The following is a 21,352-nucleotide window of genomic DNA, read 5'->3' as shown; positions in this document are numbered from 1 at the left end:
TCAGCCGATGGTGACGACACGTGCCCAGGACGGCGGAGTGTCAGGTACATAGTCCGGGTCGTTCTCGTTCACGGCGCGGACCGGACGCGGGAAGAGGCCGACGACCGTACGGCAGGGCGGCTGCGCGGAGGGCCAGGGTGTCTGGCCGTCCGTCAGGGCGACGACCACGTCCGGACGGGGGCGGGAGCGAAGCGCCCGGGCGAAACCCGAGCGCAGATCGGTCCCTCCGCCGCCGATCAGTTCGAGGCCCTCGGCGCGGCAGAGCGGGACGGCGACTCCGGCCGCCGCGTCGCAGGAGATCACCGAGACCAGGTCGCGCCGCCCGCCCACGGCCCGTGAGATCGCCGCCACCTCCAGCAGCGCGCTGCCCAGCTCGGCGTCGCTCACCGACCCGGAGGTGTCGATCACGACGCAGACCCGGGGCGGGGTGCGGCGCAGGCTCGGCAGCACCACCCCCGGGACACTGGCCGAGCGCCGTGACGGACGCCGGTAGGTGTGGTTCTCGCCCACCCCCGGCGCACCGGCCGCGGACCGCACCGCCGCCCCCAGCAACTGCCGCCACGGCTGCGGCGGATGGAAGGCCTCGTCCGCCCATCGGCGCCACCCCTCCGGAGCGTCGCCGGGCCGGCCCTTGATTCCCTCGGCGACCCGGAAGCGCACCGCGTCCCGCTGCTGCCTGCTCAGCCCGTTCGCCCCGTCGGGACCCAGCTCCCACGGCCGCTCCTGCCCGTCGGCACCGCTGCCGCAGTCCAGCCAGGCCAGGTCGGCGGCGAGCCCGGACAGCGACGCCGTCCGCAGGTACTCCTCCATCAGCAGCCCGTCGGACAGCCGCAGCATCGACGGGTGCAGCACTCCGACGGGCCGGGGCAGTCCGTCGCCGTAGATGTCGTCGTTGATCTCGAAGTCCGCGGCGATGTTCCGCCGCAGCCTTTCGCCCGGCCCGTGCTTCTCGTGCTCCCGCGCATACCGCTCGCCCCGCCCGTGGTGGTCCCGCAGCAGATGGGAGACCTCGTGCACCCAGACGCCCGCCAGCTCCTCCACCGGGGTGCGCGCCACGAAACCGGGGGAGACGTAGCAGCGCCAGTGCGCGTCGACCGCCATGGTCGGCACCGACCGGTCCTCCACCACGTGCAGTGCGAAGAGCGCGACGGCGAGATAGGGGCGGACCTTGACCGCGTGCAGCCGGGCGGCCAGCAACTTCTCCATGTCCAGGGGGAGTTCGGCGCTGTGGCCTGCCTCGGCCGACGGCGGCGTCAACGTATTGCGCACCGGACGCGGCGGCGGAGGCGGGGACATGGGGCGCGGCACCGGCCGCCGCACGGCCCCCGTCATCCGCGTACCTGCTGGGCTCGCGCGGCCCCGGCCGCCACCCGTTCCACCGACCGGTCCGCGCGGTCGGCGAGACCGACCACCGCGGCCAGCCGCTCCACCGCCTGCGGCACCTCCCAGCCGTCCTGGCGCAGTGCGGCCAGCGCCTTGGCGGGGGCGACCAGCAGATCGGGGGCGCCGGTCTCCAGGGCCCGGACCAGGACCGCCCATCCGGCCTCCCACCGCTCCCGTTCCGGCCGTGCTCCGACCGCGGCCACCACCGCCTCCAGTGCGGCCTGACGCAGGTCGCCGCGCTCCGGCAGCTCGGCCGAGGCCGGATCGGCCAGCAGTGTCTCGGGGTCGGGCAGGTCCATCCGGTCGAGATGGGCGAGGAGTTCGAGCCCAGGACCGTCTCCGACAGCGCCCCGCACGAGCAGCGCCAGTACCTCCCGGGAGACGGAGGCCGCCGTGCCGAAGGCCAGCAGGGTCAGCGCGGTCTCCCAGCTCCGGGGTGAGGGCCAGGCTCCGCCGCGCCGTGTCTCGGTGCTCGGCAGCCGGTGGATCAGTGTCGGCCGGGCGGTCAGGAAGTCGCAGACCGCGCGCCGGGCGTAGGCAACCGCCTCCGGCAGCAGCTCCGGCCGCAGCCGGGGCAGTTCGGCCCGGGGCCAGACACCACCCAGCCCCCGCACCACCACGTCGCGGTCGTGCACCCAGTACAGGTGCACGAACCGGTTGGCCAGCGGCGGGCTCAGTTCCCACCCGTCCGCCGCCGAGGCACGCGGATTGGCGGCGGCCACGATCCTTACCCCCGGCGGCAGTTGGAGAGCACCGACCTTCCGCTCCAGCACCACCCGGAGCAGCGCGGCCTGCACGGCCGGGGTGGCGGTGGAGAGTTCGTCGAGGAAGAGCAGCCCCCGCCCCGCCCGGACGAGCTCCACGGCCCACTGCGGCGGCGCCATCGGCACGCCCTGCACCGCGGGGTCGTCGCCCACGATGGGCAGCCCGGAGAAGTCGGTCGGCTCGTGGACGCTGGCGATCACGGTCGTCAGCGGCAGGTCGAGGGAGGCGGCGAGCTGTGTCAGGGCCGCGGTCTTGCCGATGCCCGGCTCGCCCCAGAGCAGCACGGGCAGGTCGGCCGCGACGGCCAGGGTGAGCGCTTCGAGCTGCTCGTCGGGGCGCGGCTCGGTGGTGGTCGCCCGAAGGAGCGTCAGGAGGCTGTTGGCGACGGCGAGTTGGCGGTCGGTGGCGGGCAGCAGGGTGCTGGAAGTCATGGGCATCACCAGAGGGGGAGAGGGGGACGGGTCGGCCCGTCCCGGAAGTCGTGGGAGAGTGGGCGGAAGAGCCCGGTCAGCAGGCCAGACGCGGCCGGACCCAGCTGTTCCGCTTGCGGAGCATGTCGTGCGGAGTTCGGCGGTCCAGCCGGGGACGGTGATTCGGCTCCGGCCCGCCCGTGGCGGCCTCGTCCAGTGCCGTACCGGCGGCGGGATGTACGGCGACCAGCCCCGAGCGGAAGAGCCCGTGATCGATACGGCGGGCCGCGGCCGACTCCAGTTCCTCCCGGAGCGGCCCGTCGCGCAGGACCGCACCGGGACCGAGCAGCCCTTCGACGACGGCCAGCGCCCCGGCGACATCACCGTGGCCGAGCCGCTCCCGGACCGCGGGCAGGGCCTCCGGGCTGCGGTGCACCGCGTCGATCGCCCGCAGGCAGGGCAGGGCCGGCCCACCGAGCGCCACCAGCAGTTCCTCCCGGCGCAGTTGAGCCGGGTCGTGATCGACCGCTGTCAGCACCCCGTCCCGCAGGGCGATCCGATGGACCTCGCCCTGGCACTCCACCCGGTGCGGGTCGCTCGGCTCAACGGCGGGTCCTACGGCGGCGGAGGCGGACGTCGGCACCGAGCCTGACGCCGTCAACGCGGCGGCGACGAGCGGATGCAGCCGGTCGGCCGTGAGCAACCCGGCCCGCAGCAGCTCCAGATCCGGAAGGACCCTGACCGCCGCCTCCGGCAGCACCGGAAGCGCCGCGACCTCCTGCGGCGGCAGCGCCTCCCGCAGCGGCCGGAACGTCGGGGCGTGGCTGTCGTCCGGGGCGACGAGTTCGAGCACGGCACGGCTGCGCGCGCCGAGTCGCACCGTGAAGGCCCCGCGTGGGCGGCCCTCGGCCCGCAACAGCAGTTCCGCCTCGGCGGCCCAATGTCCCTCCGGCAGGGCCGGCGCACCGCAGCGCCGCGCCAGTTCACCGCTCCGCCGGGCGTCCCAGAGGTGCCGGTGCAGGTCGAGCCGGAACCGCCGTTCGGGATGCGGGTGCGGATGGTGTCCGGGCGGGCTGTGCCCGGACTCCTCCCACAGGGACAGCGCCATGCGCTGACCGGCGTCCGCCCAGGCAGGAGGTGTCCGCACGACCAGTTGGAGGGGAGCGGCGCCCGAACCCCGGTAGCGGGCCAGGCAGAGAGTGAGGCCGGGCCGCAGCCGCCCGTCGGGGGCGACCCGCGGCATGTGCCAGCGGAGCAGATCCGGCGCCAGCCGACGCAGATCCGCACGGAGGCGGGTGAGGACATCAGTGCCGTGGCGACTGCGCACGGCGCGCAGATCGAGATCGACGTCGACCCGGGCAGCGGCGCAGGCGCCGGCCCAGTCACCGACCGCACGTCGTGCGGCCGCGGTCTCGATCATGGACGGTGGCACGGCGTACTCGCGCACGCGCTGCCACATCAACAGGCGGGTCGGAATCTCGTTCGCGAAAAGGTGTGCCATCAGCAATCACCTTGAGCGAGCGAGTCCCCCAATCTGTACGAGGAGAAGTTCATCATCGTGGGCATCATAAGCACCACGATCGCGATCTGTCAGTTCCCGGCCTCAGTTGATGTGCCGCCCCCGCTCGTCCGGGACCCCCGACTTCCGGAAGAAGTAGCTGTTGACCTGATCGCGCCACTCCCGGGCACTGCGGAGCTGCTCCTCGAACAGCTCGCTCACGCGCGCGTGACGCGCCGGGTCCACCAGGCCGGCCAGCGACGCCCACACGTCCCGAGCCGCCTCTGCCTCCTCCACACCCTCGAAGTGCGTGTCGTAGATATGTTGGATCACCGTCTTCCCGCTCTTCAGCATGTGGCCGTATGACACATGGTGAAAGAACAGGAGCAGCTCGTCCGGGCAGGAGTCAGGCGACTCGTACACCGAGGCCCACTCCTTGCCGTACTGCCCGGCGTACCCCGTGCCGCTCGCCACGCTCCGGTCGACCCCCACCCCGTCCCGGTCGGCGAAGTGATAGGTCCCCCACGGGCTGTACTCGTACCCGTCCACGCTCGGCCCGTAGTGGTGCCCCGGCTGCACCATGAACCCCACCCCGAGCGGTGCGGTGTACTTCTCGTACGTCCGCCACGAGTCGTCCAGCACCGAGTGCAGTCCCGCGCGCAGCACCGCCGAGGGCTCCGGCCCGAAGGTGAGCCCGATCCACTCGTCGAGCACCGCGCCCGGATCCGCGCCCGGATCCCAGGCAAGCCGCCCGAAGGTGTACAGATTGGCCTGGGCGAGAGGATGCCCGGTCCAGTACGGGTCGTCACCGACGTTGGACACGGCCACCAGCCCGCCGTGCGCCAACTCCCCGACGGGCGCCCCCTGTTCGACCGGGAACCGCAGCACCTCGCTCCACATCGGCCCCAGCCAGCACACATGCCGCTGCTGTCCGGTGTACTCCTGCGTCGCCTGCACCTCCACCGCGAGCCGGGTGCGCGGCATCGCCCCGATCAGCGGTGACACCGGCTCGCGCGGCTGGAAGTCCATCGGCCCGTGCTTCACCTGAAGGACGGCGTTGTCGGCGAACTCCCCGTCCAGCGGTACGAAATGGTCGTACGCGGCCCGCGCCCGGTCCGTCGTCCGGTCCCGCCAGTCCTGGCGGTGGTTGTAGACGAAGGCCCGCCAGTGCACGGTGCCGCCGTGCGGCCGCAGCGCCGCCGCCAGCATGTTCGCGCCGTCCGCATGACTGCGTCCGTAGGCGAAGGGCCCCGGCTGCCCCTCCGAGTCGGCCTTCACCACGTAGCCGCCGAAGTCGGGGATCGCCGCGTACACCCGTGCGGTCGCCTCCGCCCACCACGCACGCACCCGCTCGTCCAGCGGATCGGCCGTGGGCAGCCCGCCGAGCACGACCGGAGCGGCGAAGCTCACCGAGAGGTGCGTCCGGATGCCGTACGGCCGCAACTCGGCGGCGATGTCCGCGACTTCACCGATCCGGTCGGTGAGCAGGCGGGCCTCGGTCGCGTGCACGTTCACGTTGTTCACGGCCACGGCGTTGATCCCGCAGGCCGCCAGCAGCCTGCCGTACGCCCGCACCCGCGCCGGCTCGCCGCGCGCCCGCCCGTCCCGCCAGAACAGCGAGCCACCGGCGTACCCGCGCTCCACCTGCCCCATCACCGGGTGCACGGCCACGTTGTCCCAGTGGTCCACCATCCGCAGCGCCACCGCGGGCCGGTGCACCTGCCGTGCCGTCGCCCCCTGGAAGGCGTCCTCGCCGAGCCGTACGACATGGAACAGCCCGTACAGCAGCCCGCGCCCACCGGACGCGGTGACCGTCGTCCGCCCGTCCTCGCGGGCGTACGTGAAGCCCTGGTCGTCGCTGTCGCCGCTCAGTTCGAGCACGAGCTCGCTGGCGGCCGCGGTGTCACCGCGCTCCACCCGGCCACCGAAGTCACCGCAGGCCGCGGCCAGTTCGGCGTGCACGGTGTCCACGAGCGGCCCGGCCCCGCGGACCAGCGAGGAACGGCTGCCGACCGCCCGGAAGGCGGCGCGTGGCAGCCACGCCGGATCGGTACCGTTCGTCACTAGGCGACCGCCGCGCCGGTACCGCGCGCCGCGGTGATCAGGTCGGAGCGCTCCACATCGTCGTAGACCGAGATGTCGACATAGGCGCCCTCGGGGATGTCGAGGTCGGCGACCTTGAGGTCCACGGTCTCGGTGGTGCCAGGCGGCTGGTAGGTGCCGACGTAGTGGTAGTCGCCCGCGTAGGTGTACGAGACGGAGACGACGAAGGTGTCCCCGTCGTTCCGGGTGTCGTAGACCCAGAGCTTCTCGTCGTAGGGGTGGAACTCCACCTTGCCGACGAACCAGCCGTCGTCGCTGAGCTCCATCTTGACGGCCAGGCCGCCGGGGTCGTTCGAGAAGTAGGTGCCGTCGAACGGATCGGTCAGATTGCCGCCGCTGCACGGGCAGTTGTCGGTGTCGTAGTAGTACTTGCCCACGCTGGGATTGGGGCTGTACGCCTGCGCCGGTGCGGCCGTGCCGAGCAGGGCACCGGCGACCAGCGCGGACCCCGTGAGCCACCCCATGAGACGTCTGATGATGCTCATCCGTGCGTCGTCCCCCTCCCGTGACCGGGCCGCGGGAATGCGCCCGCGGCCCGGCCATTGTGGAACAGAGGTCACTCCCGGGGTATATGGCGATGTCCGGGAATGGTGGGATCAGGCCAGCAACTCCACCTCCGCCAGCGAGGATTCACCGTCGAGGACGAGGCGGTAGTGCCGGTAGCTCCCCGGATCCTCGATGCCGAAGGCCCGCGTCTGCCGGTCCCAGCGGAAGGGTTCCTCCGAGCGCCGGTCCAGGTCCGTCCACTCGGTGCCGTCGGCCGAGCCCTGGAGCACCCAGCCGGTGGGCGCCTCGGCGCGGCCCGACGAGGTCAGCGTGTACTGGACGACATCGGCGCCCTGGGGCACCGGCAGGTCCACCGAGGTCACCTTCGCGTCCGTCGCGGACGTGTTGTCGAACAGCGCACCCTCACCCTTCACGACGTCCGCGCGCGGGGTCGGTACCTTGTCGTCCTGGGTGATCGACACGGGCGCCGCGTTCTTGCCCGTGCCCCAGGACGAGGGCCGCGGGCCCATGTCGAACTCCAGGACCCCGCCCTTCGCCAGCAGCGAGTGCGGCAGCGAAGTCGACGTCCAGGTACGCCCGTTGACCTTCAGGCCTTGCACATAGACATTGCGGGCGCTGTTCTTCGGCGCCCTGACGACCAGGTCCTCGCCGTTCTCCAGATGCACCGTCGCCTTGGTGAACAGCGGCGACCCGACGGCGTACTCACCACTGCCCATCACCAGCGGATAGAAGCCGAGCGCGGAGAACAGGAACCAGGCCGACTGCTCGCCGTTGTCCTCGTCGCCGTGGTAGCCCTGGCCGATCTCGCTGCCGGTGTAGAGGCGGGAGAGCACCTCGCGGACGTTCTTCTGCGCCTTCCAGGGCTGCCCGGCCGCGTCGTACATGTAGATCGCGTGGTGGGCGACCTGGTTGGAGTGCCCGTACATGCCCATCCGTACGTCCCGCGCCTCCGTCATCTCGTGGATGACGCCGCCGTAGGAGCCGACGAAGTCGGGGGAGGCGGTCTCCGGGGTGGAGAAGTACCCGTCGAGCTTGTCGGCGAGCTTGCTCCGGCCGCCGTAGAGGTTGGCGAGACCGCGCGAGTCCTGGGGGGCGGTGAAGGCGTAGCCCCAGCCGTTGGTCTCGGTGTAGTCGTAACCCCACACACGCGGGTCGTACTTGGCCGACTCGACCCGCCAGTCACCCTTGGCGCTGCGGCCCTGGAAGAAACCGGCCTCGGAGTCGAACAGATTCACATAGTCCTGGGCCCGGTTCAGGAAGTACTCCGACTCCTCCTGGTAGCGCTTCTCGCCGGTCTTCCGGTACAGCTCCTGGCCCATCCGCGCGATGCCGTAGTCGTTGAGGTAGCCCTCCAGCGCCCACGACAGACCCTCGTGGGTGTCGGTGCTGGTGTAGCCGAGGAACGGCGAGGTCGCCATGCCCTTGCGGCCCACGCCCGAGGACGGCGGCACGACGGTGGCGTTCTTCACGGCCGCGTCGTACGCCGCCTTGGCGTCGAAGTCGACGCCCTTGACGTACGCGTCGGCGAAGGCGACGTCCGAGGAGGTGCCGGTCATCAGGTCCGCGTACCCCGGCGAGGACCAGCGCGAGGTCCAGCCGCCGTCCTTGTACTGCTGCACGAACCCGTCGACCATCTCACCCGCCTGAGTGGGCGTCAGCAGTGAGTACGCCGGCCAGGTCGTCCGATAGGTGTCCCAGAAGCCGTTGTTGACGTACACCTTGCCGTCCACGATCTTCGCGCCGGTGTGCGTCGGGGTGTCCGGATTCGGCATCGGCGAGAACGGCGAGGCGTACTGGTACTTCGAACCGACCTTCTCGAAGCCGGAGTTGGGGTACAGGTACAGCCGGTAGAGGCTGGAGTACAGCGTGGTCAGCTGGTCCGGCGTCGCGCCCTCGACCTCCACCTTGCCGAGGATGCGGTCCCACTGCCGCTGGGCGCGGTTCTTGACGCCGTCGAAGGACGTGCCCTCCGGGATCTCCTGGCGCAGGTTGGCCTTCGCCTGGTCCACGCTGATCAGCGAGGTCGCGATCCGCAGCGTGACGGCGCGGTCGTCACCGGCGTCGAACCGCAGATACCCCTTGACCCCGCTGGACGTGCCCTCCGTCACCGGCGCGTCGAACTCGCCGTACACGAAGAGCCGGGTCGCTCCGGTCGACAGCCCGGACTTCACGTCGGAGTAGCCGGTGAAGCTGCTTCCGGAGGGGTCGAGCGTCAGCCCGGCCTGGTCGGTCACGTTGTCGAAGAGCACACTGGCGTCGTCGCCGGGGTAGGTGAAGCGCAGCACGGCCGCGTGGTCGGTCGGCGTCATCTCCGCCTTCAGCCCGTTCTCGAACCGCACGCCGTAGTAGTACGGCCGCGCGGTCTCGTTCTCGTGCCGGAAGGCCAGCTCGCGGGCCTCACGCCCGGTCTCCGGGGTGCCGGCCGCGGCGGACGGCATCACCTGGAAGGTCTGCCGGTCGCCCATCCAGGGGCTCGGCTCATGGCTCGCGCTGAACGCCTGGATCGTCGGCAGGTTGTCCGCGTTGTTCGCCCGCGCATAGTCGTACAGCCAGCTCAGCGAGCCCGCGTTGGTCACCGGCGTCCAGAAGTTGAAGCCGTGCGGCACCGCGGTCGCGGGGAAGTTGTTGCCGCGCGAGAAGCCGCCGCTGGAGTTGGTGCCCCGGGTCGTCAGCGCGTAGTCCGACAGATGCGCCTTCGGCGGCTCCTGCGGTACGGCCTTCAGGGCGATGTCGTCGAGCCAGCCGCGGAACTTCGCCGGACCCTTGGGGGAGTCGTAGGCGACCAGGATCCGGTCCACCGTCCTGCCCGCCGCTACCGACCCGATCCGGGAGACGACGTTGTTCCACTGGTTGACGTAGAGGACCTTGGCGGCCCCCTGTCCCTGCGGGGTCAGCGCGAACCCGTGCTGGTCCGTCGCCTTCAGGTCGCTGAGGTGCGTACCGTCCGTGAAGGCCAGGTCCACCGAGACGTTCGTGGCGTCGTAGTCCAGGTCGCCGTCGGCCATCGACGGGAAGATCCGGTACGACAGCCGGGTGTCCCGCCCGACGGCCACGTTCACGTCGAAGACCTTGTTGTACGAGTACGCCCGCCCGTCCGCCGTGTGCCGGCCCGCGTAGCGCAGCGCCCGCTTGCCGGTGAAGCCCGCGGCCGCCTTCGCGGTCGGTGAGCCGCTCGGGCCGCGGTCGACCAGCGAGAGCATGTCCTGCGGCACGGGCCCCTCGCTCGCGCCCGTGGAGAACTGCACATCGGCGATCTGGAGGATGCCCCCGCCGTTGTTCTTCGTCACGTCCAGCCGGAAGTGCCCGAACTCGGCGGGCTCGGCGAGGTCGTAGGTCTTCGTCTGGAAGCGCTCGGCGAAGGATTCACCCGACCGGGTGTCCAGCGTCTTCCACTCCTTGCCGTCCGTGGAGCCCTTCAGGGTCCAGTCGACGGGGTCGCGCTCGTCGTGGTCATTGGCCGAAGTGAGGGCGTAGGTGGCGATTTTGACCGGTTCGTCCAGGTCGAACTCGACCCATCCCGTGGACTCGAAGGTCAGCCACTTGGTGCTCGGCTCGCCGTCGACGAGGTTCTCCTTCACCTCGCCGGCGCCGGTGTTCTCGCCGCTCGCCCGGACGTCCGTGACATGGTCGGTCACATTGCCCGGAATGCCGCTGCTGTACCCGCCGTCGACGCCCGAGGCCCGTTTGCTGCCGTCCGCCGCGGTGTCGACGGTGTTGAGCCAGTCCGGGGCGGGTTCGCCGGCCTCGAAGGAGGAGGCGAACCCGCGCTCCGCCGAGGGTGCCTCCGGAAGGGCGACGGCCACGCCCTGTGAGCCCACCGCCAAAGCGAAGGCGGTCGCCCAAGCGACCGCCGTGCCACGTCTGTGCCTCATCAGCAAGCACCCTCCCTGCGCTCTGGACAACGTTGTCAGCTTCGATGCGCAAGGAACAGTAGGTGCTCAAGTGGTGTGGTGTGTCAAGGGTGTTGACGGTGGTGTCGCAGGGTGGTCGCAGGGAAATTTCCGCCGGGGAACGCACAGCCCGCTCATATTTCCGAGAGGTCTCAACTCGGAAAAGACCGATGGCCAACCTTGCATTCGATCTTGCTCCGCTGGCGGGAAGTGGACTATACCTGTCGGCGATTCACGGTACTTCCTGCACGACCCTGCTTGACCTGACCGCGGTGCCGGGGAGGATCCGGTTCACCGCCTGAGTCCTGGAGAAGGCGAGGACTTGAGCATGGGATCCAGTTCCGAACCGAACAGCACAAGTGCGGGCACCAACCGCCGCGATCTGATCAAGCGGTCCGCCGCGCTCGGTCTGATCTCCGTACCCACGATGAGCTTCCTGTCCGCGTGCGCCAGTGGTGGGGGCGACGACTCCGACACCGACACCGAGGGCAAGACCTCCGCGAAGAACCCGTTCGGCGTCAAGGAGGGCAGCAAGCTCGACGTCGTCATCTTCAAGGGCGGCTACGGCGACGACTACGCCAAGGCGTGGGAGGCGTCCTTCGAGAAGGCGTGGGGGGTCACCTCCACCCACACCGGCACCCAGGAGATCACCGGCAAGCTCCAGCCGCGGTTCAACGCGGGGAACCCGCCGGACATCGTGGACAACTCGGGCGCCCAGAAGATCAAGATCGACGTCCTGTTCAAGAACGGCCAACTCCTCGACCTCGCCGAGGTCCTGGACGCGCCGAGCGTGGACGACCCCTCGAAGAAGGTCCGCGACACCGTCATCCCCGGCACGCTCGACCCGGGGCTGCAGAGCGGCAAGGTCGTCGCGCTCAACTACATCTACACGGTGTGGGGCCTGTGGTACTCCGGCAAGCTCTTCCAGGAGAAGGGCTGGGAGGCGCCCCAGACCTGGGACGACTTCCTCGCCATCTGCAAGGACGCCAAGGCCCAGGGCATCGGCGGCCTCGCCCACCAGGGCAAGTACCCGTACTACATCAACGTCGCCATCATGGACCTGATCGCCAAGACCGGCGGCCTGGAGGCCATGAAGGCGATCGACAACCTCGAACCCAACGCGTTCGAGGGCTCCGAGGCCGCGAAGGCCGCCATCGAGGCGGTCTACGAGGTGGTCGAGAAGGGCTACCTGCTGCCCGGCACGAACGGCCTGACGCACACCGAGTCGCAGACCCGGTGGAACCAGTACAAGGCCGCGTTCATCACGTCCGGCTCCTGGCTGGAGAACGAGCAGCTCAAGCAGACGCCCGAGGACTTCGACATGAAGTTCCTGCCGATGCCGCTGCTGCCGGACAGCGTGATGCCGTTCGAGGCGATCCGGGCCGGCTCCGGCGAGCCCTTCATCATTCCGGCCAAGGCCAAGAACCTGCCCGCGGCCAAGGAGTTCATGCGGATGATGCTTTCCAAGGAGTGGTCGACGTCCTTCGCCAAGGAGGCGAACTCGCTGACCATCCTGCAGGACGGCGTCGACTCCGGCGTTCAGCTGCGGCCGGGTACGCAGTCGACGGTGGAGGCCTCCAAGGCCGCCGGCACCAACACCTTCCGGTACCTGTACACCGAGTGGTACAGCGAGATGGACACCGCGATCCAGAACGCGTCCAACGAGCTGATGGCGCAGCGGATCCAGCCGAAGGAGTGGCTGAAGCGGGCGCAGGCGGCGGTGAACAAGGCCGCTGAGGACCCGGCGTCCAAGAACAACCGCCGGGACTAGCACCGAAGGGCGAACGACGGCCATCAGAAAGAACACCAGGGCAGGAAACACGCCAATGCGCAAAGGGCAGTACGGGTTCGTCGCGGGATTTCTTCTCGTCCCCGTGGCGCTTTATCTGATCTTCGTCATCTGGCCCTACCTCCAGACGTTCGGCTACTCGCTGACGGACTGGAAGGGCCAGTCGCAGACCTTCAGCTTCGTCGGCCTGGACAACTACACGGCGCTGTTCCAGGACGACATCTTCTTGGGGGCCATCTGGCACAACATCCTGTTCCTGGTGTTCATCCCGGTGATCACCATTCTGCTCGCCCTGTTCTTCGCCTTCATGCTGAACGCGGGCGGGCGCGGTCGGGCCGGCGGAGTGTCGGGCGTCGCCGGGTCCAAGTTCTACAAAGTCGTCTATTTCTTCCCGCAGGTGCTGTCACTGGCGATCATGGCCGTGCTCTTCGGCGCGGTCTACCGCAGCGACAGCGGCGGCATGCTCAACGGATTCCTGGTCAAACTCGGACTGGTCGACGAGGGCGATCCGATCGAGTGGCTCAACGAGCCGAACATGGTGCTGTGGGCGCTGATCCTGGTGGTCGTCTGGCACGGCGTCGGCTTCTACCTCGTCCTGTTCTCCGCCGCCATGCAGTCGATCCCGAAGGACATCTACGAGGCCGCCATCATCGACGGCGCCGGCCGCGGCCAGTCCTTCTTCCGCATCACGCTGCCCCTGCTGTGGGAATCCGTGCAGACGGCGTGGGTCTACCTCGGCATCGTGGCGATGGACATGTTCATCCTGGTCTCGACCATGACCGCGCCCGGCGGCGAGTTCGGCGGCGGCCCCGACCACCACAGCGAGGTCATGGCGACCGTCCTGATGCGCAACTTCCTGATCTACGGCAAGAGCGGCTACGCCTGCGCCATGGGCGTGGTCATGCTGCTGCTCACCCTGATCCTGTCCATGGTCATGCTGCGCGCCACCCGCCGCGACCGCGTCGAGTTCTGAGCGGGAGAGATACGACGATGAGCGCACCCATCAAGGAGACCGCGGACGTGCCTGTGCAGCGGTCCGTGACCAAGGAACCCCACCGGGCCGGTGAGCGGCGCGGCGAAGGCGTCGTCCTGAACGCCTTCTCGCACGGCTTCCTCGCGCTGTGGGCCCTGCTGATCGTGCTGCCGCTGCTGTGGCTGGTGCTCAGCTCCTTCAAGACCGACGCACAGATCGCGGGCTCGGCCTTCGGCTGGCCCGAGAACTGGACCTTCGACGTCTTCTCCCGGGCCTGGGACCGGGGCATCGGCGACTACTTCCTCAACACCGTCATCGTGCTGGTGTTCTCGGTGCCGATGACCATGCTGTTCGGCTCGATGGCGGCGTACGTGCTGGCCCGCTACGAGTTCTGGGGCAATCGCTTCCTGTACTACTTCTTCGTCGCGGGCGCGATGTTCCCGGTGTTCCTGGCCCTGGTCCCGCTGTTCTTCATGGTCAAACGGCTGGACATGCTGAACACCTACCAGGGTCTGATCCTGGTCTACGTCGCCTACTCGATGCCGTTCACGGTGTTCTTCATGTACGCCTTCTTCCGGACCCTGCCCACCGCGGTGTTCGAGGCGGCGATCCTGGACGGGGCCTCGCACACCCGCACCTTCTTCCAGGTGATGCTGCCGATGGCGAAGCCGGGTCTGCTGAGCGTCGGCATCTTCAACACGCTCGGCCAGTGGAACCAGTTCATCCTGCCGACGGTGCTGATGCAGCCGCAGAGCGGCGACGATCCGGAACGTTATGTCCTGACCCAGGGGCTCATCCAGCTCCAGCAGCAGCAGGGCTACGCCTCCGACCTTCCGGTCCTCTTCGCCGGTGTCACGATCGCGATGATCCCGATGCTGGTCGTGTACCTGTCGTTCCAGCGCCAGGTGCAGGCGGGCCTGACCTCCGCGACCTTGAAGTAACCCTCGGCAGTCGGCCGTAAGCACGCCGTTCCCCTCCCTGGGAGCGGCGTGCTTCCGTGTGTCCCGGGACCCGGATGCTGTTCAACCTCTTGACGGGAGGCAACCCGAACGGCTCAGCTTAGAGTTCACTAGTTGGACATAGACGGGGCCTCACTGAAGCGGTCCCGCGCGCAGGAGGTCGTCGTGGAGACTCCGGGGTCGCAGTCGTCGCTGCACCGAGCCAACCTGGAGCGGGTCGTCCGAGCCGTACGGCTGGCGGGTTCGCTCACCCAGGCGGAGATCGCCAGGACGACGGGCCTGTCGGCGGCGACGGTGTCCAATATCGTCCGGGAGCTCAAGGACGGCGGAACCGTCGAGGTCACGCCCACGTCAGCGGGCGGCCGCCGGGCCCGCAGCGTCTCCCTGAGCGGGGACGCGGGCATTGTCATCGGGGTGGACTTCGGGCACACCCATCTGCGGGTCGCGGTCGGGAACCTCGCCCACCAGGTGCTGGCCGAGGAGTCCGAGCCGTTGGATGTGGACGCCTCCTCGACACAGGGCTTCGACCGGGCGGAAGAGCTGGTCAACCGCCTGCTCGCGGCCACCGGCGTGGACCGCTCGAAGATCGCCGGGGTGGGTCTCGGCGTGCCCGGCCCGATCGACGTGGAATCCGGCACGCTGGGCTCGACGGCCATCCTGCCGGGCTGGACCGGCACCAAGCCCGCCGAGGAGCTGCGCGGCAGGCTCGGCGTGCCCGTGCACGTGGACAACGACGCCAACCTGGGCGCACTGGGCGAGCTGGTCTGGGGCAGTGGCCGCGGGGTGCGGGACCTGGCGTACATCAAGGTCGCGAGCGGTGTCGGCGCCGGTCTGGTGATCAACGGGCGCATCTACCGCGGCCCGGGTGGCACAGCGGGAGAAATCGGGCATATTACTCTTGATGAGTCCGGCCCGGTCTGCCGTTGCGGAAACCGGGGCTGTCTGGAGACCTTCGCGGCCGCGCGCTATGTGCTTCCGCTCCTCCAGCCCAGTCACGGCACCGACCTCACCATGGAGGGCGTCGTACGGCTGGCCAGGGACGGAGACCCGGGCTGCCGTCGGGTGATCGCCGACGTCGGCCGCCATATCGGCAGTGGAGTGGCCAATCTCTGCAATCTTCTGAACCCGAGCCGGGTGGTCCTCGGTGGCGATCTCGCCGAGGCCGGCGAGCTGGTTCTCGGGCCCATCAGAGAGTCCGTGAGCCGGTACGCGATCCCCAGCGCCGCACGTCAACTCTCCGTTCTCCCCGGTGCACTTGGGGGTCGCGCAGAGGTGCTCGGAGCGCTCGCTCTCGCACTCAGCGAGATGGGCGATTCAACCCTTTTGGACGGCACCCTGCACGCAGCGGCACCCGCCTTCACTTAGAGAACGGATGGCACCGTTGCCAACCCGTTAAGGATTTACTTCTTGACGTCGCACGCGTGGCCGAGTTGACTTCCAGCCACCTCGGCCGCAACGACGCGGCCTCGTCAGGGAGGTTTCTGAAGTGAACACGCGTATGCGTCGTGCCGCTGTTGCCGTTGCCGCAGGTGCGATGGCCATCTCGCTCGCCGCCTGTGGCAGCGCCGATGAGGCGGACGACAACGGCTCCACCACGTCGGGCGCCAAGAAGGGCGACGACATCAAGGTCGGCCTCCTGCTTCCGGAGAACCAGACCGCGCGTTACGAGAAGTTCGACAAGCCCCTGATCGAGAAGAAGATCAAGGAGCTGACGAACGACAAGGGCGAGGTCGTCTACGCCAACGCCAAGCAGGACGCCAGCCAGCAGGCCCAGCAGGTCGAGTCGATGATCACCAACAAGGTGGACGTGATCATCCTCGACGCGGTCGACTCCGCCGCGATCAAGTCCTCCGTGCAGAAGGCCAAGGACGCGGGCATCCCGGTCGTCGCCTACGACCGCCTGGCCCAGGGCCCGATCGACGCCTACACCTCGTTCGACAACGTGACGGTCGGCAAGACCCAGGGCGAGGCGCTCCTGGAGGCCCTTGGCGACAAGGCCAAGGACGGCCAGATCGTCATGATGAACGGCTCCTCCACCGACCCGAACGCCGCCCAGTTCAAGGAGGGCGCGCACTCCGTCCTCGACGGCAAGGTGAACGTCGGCAAGGAGTACGACACCAAGGAGTGGAAGCCGGAGAACGCCAACGCCAACATGGAGGGCGCGATCTCGGCGATCGGCAAGGACAAGATCATCGGCGTCTACTCCGCCAATGACGGCATGGCCGGCGGCATCATCACCGCCCTCAAGGCCGCCGGCATCGACGACGTCCCGGTGACCGGTCAGGACGCCGAGCTCGCCGGTGTGCAGCGCATCGTCACGGGTGAGCAGTACATGAGCGTCTACAAGCCGTACGCCCCCGAGGCCGACGCCGCCGCCGAGATGGCCGTCGCGCTCGCCCAGGGCAAGTCGCTCGACTCCGTCGCCCAGGACAAGGTCGACAGCCCCACCAACAAGGGCATCCCGTCGGTCCTGGTCGACGTCACCTCGCTGACCCAGGACAACATCCAGGACACCGTCATCAAGGACGGCGTCTACACGGTCGCGGAGATCTGCACCGCCAAGTACAAGGCGGCCTGCGAGAAGATCGGCCTGGAGTAAGCAGCCGCAAGTCCCTTCCCAGGTACGGGAATTCGTCCTTGAATTCCCGTACGGGACTTGACGCTCAAGGCTTCCTTCCGGCGCCCCGCGCATTCGACAGCCCCGCAAGCTCGGCGCGGGGCGCCGGACGGAACGTTCCCTCGCGGGTAACCCCCGCACCCCCACCCTGTGTTTCTGCACAACCTCCCGCCGGGTCAGGCGGCGAAGGAGATGGTTTACGTGTCCGCTACGCCCGTGCTGGCGTTGCGCGGGGTCTCCAAGCGGTTCGGTGCCGTTCAGGCGCTCACCGACGTAGAGCTTGAGGTCCACGCCGGTGAAGTGGTCGCCCTGGTGGGCGACAACGGTGCCGGAAAGTCCACGCTGGTCAAGACGATCGCCGGCGTGCACCCCATCGATGACGGCGTCATCGAGTGGGACGGCAAGGCCGTAACGATCAACAAGCCGCACGACGCCCAGAACCTGGGCATCGCGACGGTCTACCAGGACCTCGCGCTGTGCGACAACATCGATGTCGTCGGCAACCTCTACCTGGGCCGGGAGATCCGCAAGCGCGGAATCCTGGACGAGGTCGAGATGGAGCGCCGCTCCCGCGAGCTGCTGGACACGCTGTCGATCCGCATCCCCAGCGTCCGCATCCCGATTGCCTCCCTCTCCGGCGGTCAGCGCCAGACGGTGGCCATCGCCCGCTCCATGCTGGGCGAGCCCAAGCTGGTCATCCTCGACGAGCCCACCGCCGCCCTCGGCGTCGAGCAGACCGCCCAGGTCCTCGACCTCGTCGAGCGGCTGCGCGAGCGCGGGCACGCCGTGATCCTCATCAGCCACAACATGGCCGATGTGAAGGCGGTGGCCGACAAGGTCGCCGTCCTGCGCCTCGGGCGCAACAACGGCGTCTTCGAGGTCAAGTCGACCTCGCAGGAAGAGATCATCTCCGCCATCACGGGCGCCACGGAAAACGCTGTGACCCGTCGTGCGGCGCGCACCACTGGGGAGATCAAGAAGTGAGCATCGACAAGACCTCTGAGGCTCCGGAGACCCCGGAAGACCACGTCGTGGAGAACCCCGAGGCCGCGGCCGGCGCCGCGACCGCCGTAGACCCCCGACTGCTGGTGCGCGAGCAGGGACTCGCGGGCTACATCTCCGAGTTCAAGCGCAAGATGAAGGCGGGCGACCTGGGTTCCATCCCGGTCGTCATCGGCCTGGCCGTCATCTGGATCATCTTCCAGAGCCTGAACTCCAACTTCCTCACCGCGGGCAACCTGTCCGACATCTCCGTCGCCATGGTCGGCACGGGCATGATCGCCGTCGGTATCGTCTTCGTCCTGCTGCTGGGCGAGATCGACCTGTCGGTCGGTTCCGTCTCCGGTGTCGCGGGCGCCATGTTCGCGGTGCTCAGCGTCAACGAGGGCATGAACGAGTGGCTCGCCCTGGTGCTGGCCATCCTCACCGGTACGGTCATCGGCGCGATCCACGGCTTCTTCTTCGCGAAGATCGGCGTCCCGGCCTTCGCGGTGACGCTGGCCGGCCTGCTGTTCTGGCAGGGCTTCATGCTGAAGATCCTGGGCGACAACGGCACCATCAACCTGGACAGTGACGGCGTCGTCGGCAAGCTGACCAGCTACTACTTCTCCGACGTGGCCGCCGCCTACGGGCTCGCCATCGCGGTGACCGTGCTGTTCTTCCTCAGCTCCTTCTACGGCAACAAGCGCCGCGAGGCCGCGGGTGTGCCGTCCCGGCCGCTGAGCGACACGATTCTGCGTACGGTACTGCTGGGGGTCGTCTCCCTGGCCGTGGCCATGGTCTACAACTCGTACAAGGGCCTGCCTCTGGCCGTGGTGCTCTTCCTCGCGGTCCTGATGCTGACGGACTTCGTGCTGCGCCGCACCGCCTACGGCCGCAAGGTCTTCGCGCTCGGCGGCAGCGTCGAGGCCTCGCGTCGCGCCGGCATCAACGTGGACCTGGTCCGGATCTCGGTCTTCTCGATCGCCGGCACCTTCGCCGCGATCGGCGGCCTCTTCGTCGCCTCGAAGATCGCCTCCGCCAACCAGGGCGCGGGCACCGGTGAGTTCCTGATGAACGTCATCGCCGCGGCCGTCATCGGCGGTACCTCGCTGTTCGGTGGCCGAGGCCGCACGTGGAACGCCCTGCTCGGTGTTCTCGTGATCGTCTCGATCCAGTACGGCCTGGCCCTGGAGGGCATCGCCGCCCCGGTCCAGTACATGATCACCGGTGGTGTCCTGATGGCGACCGTCGTCATCGACGCGGTCACCCGGAAGACCCAGAAGTCGGCCGGTCGCGCCTGACCGCCCCCGAGACCTGTTGCCCGGCACCAATGGCGGTGCCGGGCAACAGTCATGTCGTAGGAACGCCTGATCTTGGGTACAGCCGATCGCGTGACGTACGACGCACAGCCCGGGCGCCGCCCGCAAAGGCGGAACATTAGACTCGACAAGCCCGGCAACAGCTCTACTGCAAGGAGGCACGGGTGCCGCTGCTGACCCGCATCAGGGGACCGCGCGATCTGGACCGGCTCAGCCTGGAGCAGCTGGACCAGCTGGCCGGCGAGATCAGGACCTTCCTCGTCGACGCGGTCTCCAAGACCGGCGGCCACCTCGGCCCCAACCTCGGTGTGGTGGAGCTGACCATCGCCCTGCACCGGGTCTTCGAGTCCCCCAAGGACAAGGTGCTGTGGGACACCGGCCACCAGTCCTATGTCCACAAGCTGCTCACCGGCCGCCAGGACTTCTCGAAGCTGAAGATGAAGGGCGGCCTCTCCGGCTACCCCTCGCAGGCCGAGTCCGAGCACGACGTCATCGAGAACAGCCACGCCTCGACGGTCCTGGGCTGGGCCGATGGCCTGGCGAAGGCCAACCGGATCCGCAAACGGGACGACCATGTCGTCGCCGTGATCGGTGACGGCGCCCTCACCGGCGGTATGGCCTGGGAGGCGCTGAACAACATCGCCGACGGCGACCGCCCGCTGGTCATCGTCGTCAACGACAACGAGCGCTCCTACGCCCCGACCATCGGCGGCCTCGCCAACCACCTGGCGACCCTGCGCACCACCGACGGCTACGAGCGCTTCCTGGCCCGCACCAAGGAGGTCCTGGAGCGGACCCCGGTCGTCGGCAAGCCGCTCTACGAGACCCTGCACGGCGCCAAGAAGGGCCTGAAGGACTTCATCGCCCCGCAGGGCATGTTCGAGGACCTGGGCCTGAAGTACGTCGGCCCCATCGACGGCCACGACATCGAGGCCCTGGAGTCCGCGCTGGCCCGCGCCAAGCGCTTCGGCGGCCCCGTCATCGTGCACTGCCTCACCGAGAAGGGCCGCGGCTACCAGCCCGCCCTCCAGGACGAGGCCGACCGCTTCCACGCCGTCGGCAAGATCCACCCCGACACGGGCCTGCCGATCGCCTCCTCCGGCGCCGACTGGACCTCCGTCTTCGGCGAGGAGATGGTCGCGCTCGGCAAGGAGCGCGAGGACATCGTCGCCATCACCGCGGCCATGCTCCAGCCGGTCGGCCTGGACAAGTTCGCCAAGGCCTTCCCGGACCGGGTCTACGACGTCGGCATCGCCGAGCAGCACGGCGCCGTCTCCGCGGCGGGCCTGGCCACCGGCGGTGTGCACCCGGTCTTCGCGGTGTACGCCACCTTCCTCAACCGCGCCTTCGACCAGGTCCTCATGGACGTCGCCCTGCACAAGTGCGGGGTGACCTTCGTCCTGGACCGGGCCGGCATCACGGGCACCGACGGCGCCTCCCACAACGGCATGTGGGACATGTCGATCCTCCAGGTCGTCCCCGGCCTCAGGCTCGCCGCCCCGCGCGACGCCGACCAGGTCCGCGCCCAGCTGCGCGAGGCCGTCGAGGTCAAGGACGCGCCGACCGTGGTCCGCTTCTCCAAGGGTGCCGTCGGCCCCGCCGTTCCGGCCGTGGGCCGCGTCGGCGGCATGGACGTGCTGCGCGAGCCGGGCACGGACACCCCGGACGTGCTGCTGGTCTCCGTCGGCGCGCTCGCCCCGATGTGCCTGGAGATCGCCTCCCTCCTCGACAAGCAGGGCATCTCCGCCACCGTCGTCGACCCGCGCTGGGTCAAGCCCGTCGACGAGGCCATGGCCCCGCTCGCCGAGCGGCACCGCGTGGTCGTCACCGTCGAGGACAACTCCCGCGTCGGCGGCGTCGGTTCCGCGGTCGCCCAGGCCCTGCGGGACGCCGGAGTGGACGTACCGCTGCGCGACTTCGGTATCCCGCCGCGCTTCCTCGACCACGCCTCGCGTGCCGAGGTGATGGCGGAGATCGGTCTGACCGCCCCGGACATCGCCCGCCAGGTCACCGGGCTCGTCTCCAAGCTGGACGGCCGGTACGACCGTACGGCCGCCGAGGTCGACTCGGTGGAGCCCGCGCGCGACTGAGTACCTCCGAATGGGCCGGTCCCACCCCCCTTTGCGGTGGTGGAACCGGCCCATCCGTGTGACATCGC

General features: G+C 69.2%; 14 protein-coding genes. 8 read left to right on the top strand and 6 right to left on the bottom strand.

What is annotated here, in order from left to right; translation table 11 throughout:
• The 6 genes from AB0Q90_RS38350 to AB0Q90_RS38325 form a co-directional block, all read right to left on the bottom strand.
• The gene (locus AB0Q90_RS38350; RefSeq protein ID WP_363164021.1) at window positions 1–1,206 is read right to left on the bottom strand and encodes a VWA-like domain-containing protein; all 1,206 of its coding nucleotides are present in this window, start codon (window positions 1,204–1,206) and stop codon (window positions 1–3) included.
• Between the two features lie 122 nt (window positions 1,207–1,328).
• A complete protein-coding gene (locus tag AB0Q90_RS38345; protein WP_363163954.1) occupies window positions 1,329–2,579 on the bottom strand; it encodes an AAA family ATPase in 1,251 nt (416 codons plus the stop codon).
• A 76-nt stretch (window positions 2,580–2,655) separates the two neighbouring features.
• Window positions 2,656–4,059 carry a hypothetical protein gene (locus tag AB0Q90_RS38340; RefSeq protein ID WP_363163953.1) on the bottom strand — a complete coding sequence of 468 codons (1,404 nt, stop codon included), beginning with the start codon at window positions 4,057–4,059 and terminating at the stop codon, window positions 2,656–2,658.
• A gap of 102 nt (window positions 4,060–4,161) precedes the next feature.
• A complete protein-coding gene (locus tag AB0Q90_RS38335) occupies window positions 4,162–6,120 on the bottom strand; it encodes an alpha-glucuronidase (protein ID WP_363163952.1) in 1,959 nt (652 codons plus the stop codon).
• Window positions 6,120–6,644, bottom strand: a complete 525-nt coding sequence (locus AB0Q90_RS38330) for a hypothetical protein (RefSeq protein WP_363163951.1) — start codon at window positions 6,642–6,644, stop codon at window positions 6,120–6,122. The genes AB0Q90_RS38335 and AB0Q90_RS38330 overlap by 1 nt, the downstream gene beginning before the upstream one ends.
• Before the next feature lie 111 nt (window positions 6,645–6,755).
• Window positions 6,756–10,538: a GH92 family glycosyl hydrolase gene (locus AB0Q90_RS38325; RefSeq protein ID WP_363163950.1), complete on the bottom strand. Its 3,783-nt coding sequence runs from the start codon at window positions 10,536–10,538 to the stop codon at window positions 6,756–6,758.
• A gap of 346 nt (window positions 10,539–10,884) precedes the next feature.
• Between AB0Q90_RS38325 and ngcE the strand changes: the two genes are divergently transcribed.
• The 8 genes from ngcE to dxs all read left to right on the top strand — a co-directional run bounded on the left by ngcE (window position 10,885) and on the right by dxs (window position 21,284).
• A complete protein-coding gene (ngcE, locus tag AB0Q90_RS38320) occupies window positions 10,885–12,327 on the top strand; it encodes an N-acetylglucosamine/diacetylchitobiose ABC transporter substrate-binding protein (RefSeq protein WP_363163949.1) in 1,443 nt (480 codons plus the stop codon).
• A gap of 55 nt (window positions 12,328–12,382) precedes the next feature.
• Window positions 12,383–13,318: a sugar ABC transporter permease gene (locus AB0Q90_RS38315; RefSeq protein WP_363163948.1), complete on the top strand. Its 936-nt coding sequence runs from the start codon at window positions 12,383–12,385 to the stop codon at window positions 13,316–13,318.
• 17 nt (window positions 13,319–13,335) lie between these two features.
• A complete protein-coding gene (locus AB0Q90_RS38310; protein WP_363163947.1) occupies window positions 13,336–14,259 on the top strand; it encodes a carbohydrate ABC transporter permease in 924 nt (307 codons plus the stop codon).
• Window positions 14,260–14,442: 183 nt separating this feature from the next.
• Window positions 14,443–15,642, top strand: a complete 1,200-nt coding sequence (locus tag AB0Q90_RS38305) for an ROK family transcriptional regulator (protein ID WP_363164020.1) — start codon at window positions 14,443–14,445, stop codon at window positions 15,640–15,642.
• A gap of 133 nt (window positions 15,643–15,775) precedes the next feature.
• Window positions 15,776–16,876 carry a substrate-binding domain-containing protein gene (locus AB0Q90_RS38300; protein WP_363164019.1) on the top strand — a complete coding sequence of 367 codons (1,101 nt, stop codon included), beginning with the start codon at window positions 15,776–15,778 and terminating at the stop codon, window positions 16,874–16,876.
• Between the two features lie 210 nt (window positions 16,877–17,086).
• On the top strand, window positions 17,087–17,878 hold the full coding sequence (locus AB0Q90_RS38295; RefSeq protein WP_363163946.1) for an ATP-binding cassette domain-containing protein: 792 nt from the start codon (window positions 17,087–17,089) through the stop codon (window positions 17,876–17,878).
• Window positions 17,875–19,176 carry a sugar ABC transporter permease gene (locus tag AB0Q90_RS38290; protein WP_363163945.1) on the top strand — a complete coding sequence of 434 codons (1,302 nt, stop codon included), beginning with the start codon at window positions 17,875–17,877 and terminating at the stop codon, window positions 19,174–19,176. The genes AB0Q90_RS38295 and AB0Q90_RS38290 overlap by 4 nt, the downstream gene beginning before the upstream one ends.
• A 182-nt stretch (window positions 19,177–19,358) precedes the next feature.
• Window positions 19,359–21,284: a 1-deoxy-D-xylulose-5-phosphate synthase gene (gene dxs, locus AB0Q90_RS38285; protein ID WP_363163944.1), complete on the top strand. Its 1,926-nt coding sequence runs from the start codon at window positions 19,359–19,361 to the stop codon at window positions 21,282–21,284.
• The last annotated feature ends 68 nt before the right edge of the window (window positions 21,285–21,352 follow it).

Origin of the sequence: Streptomyces sp. NPDC079141, assembly GCF_040686775.1 — a bacterium.
GTDB lineage: Bacteria > Actinomycetota > Actinomycetes > Streptomycetales > Streptomycetaceae > Streptomyces.
The sequence above is the reverse complement of the archived record's forward strand: the minus strand, read 5'-3'. Positions and strand labels throughout refer to the sequence as shown.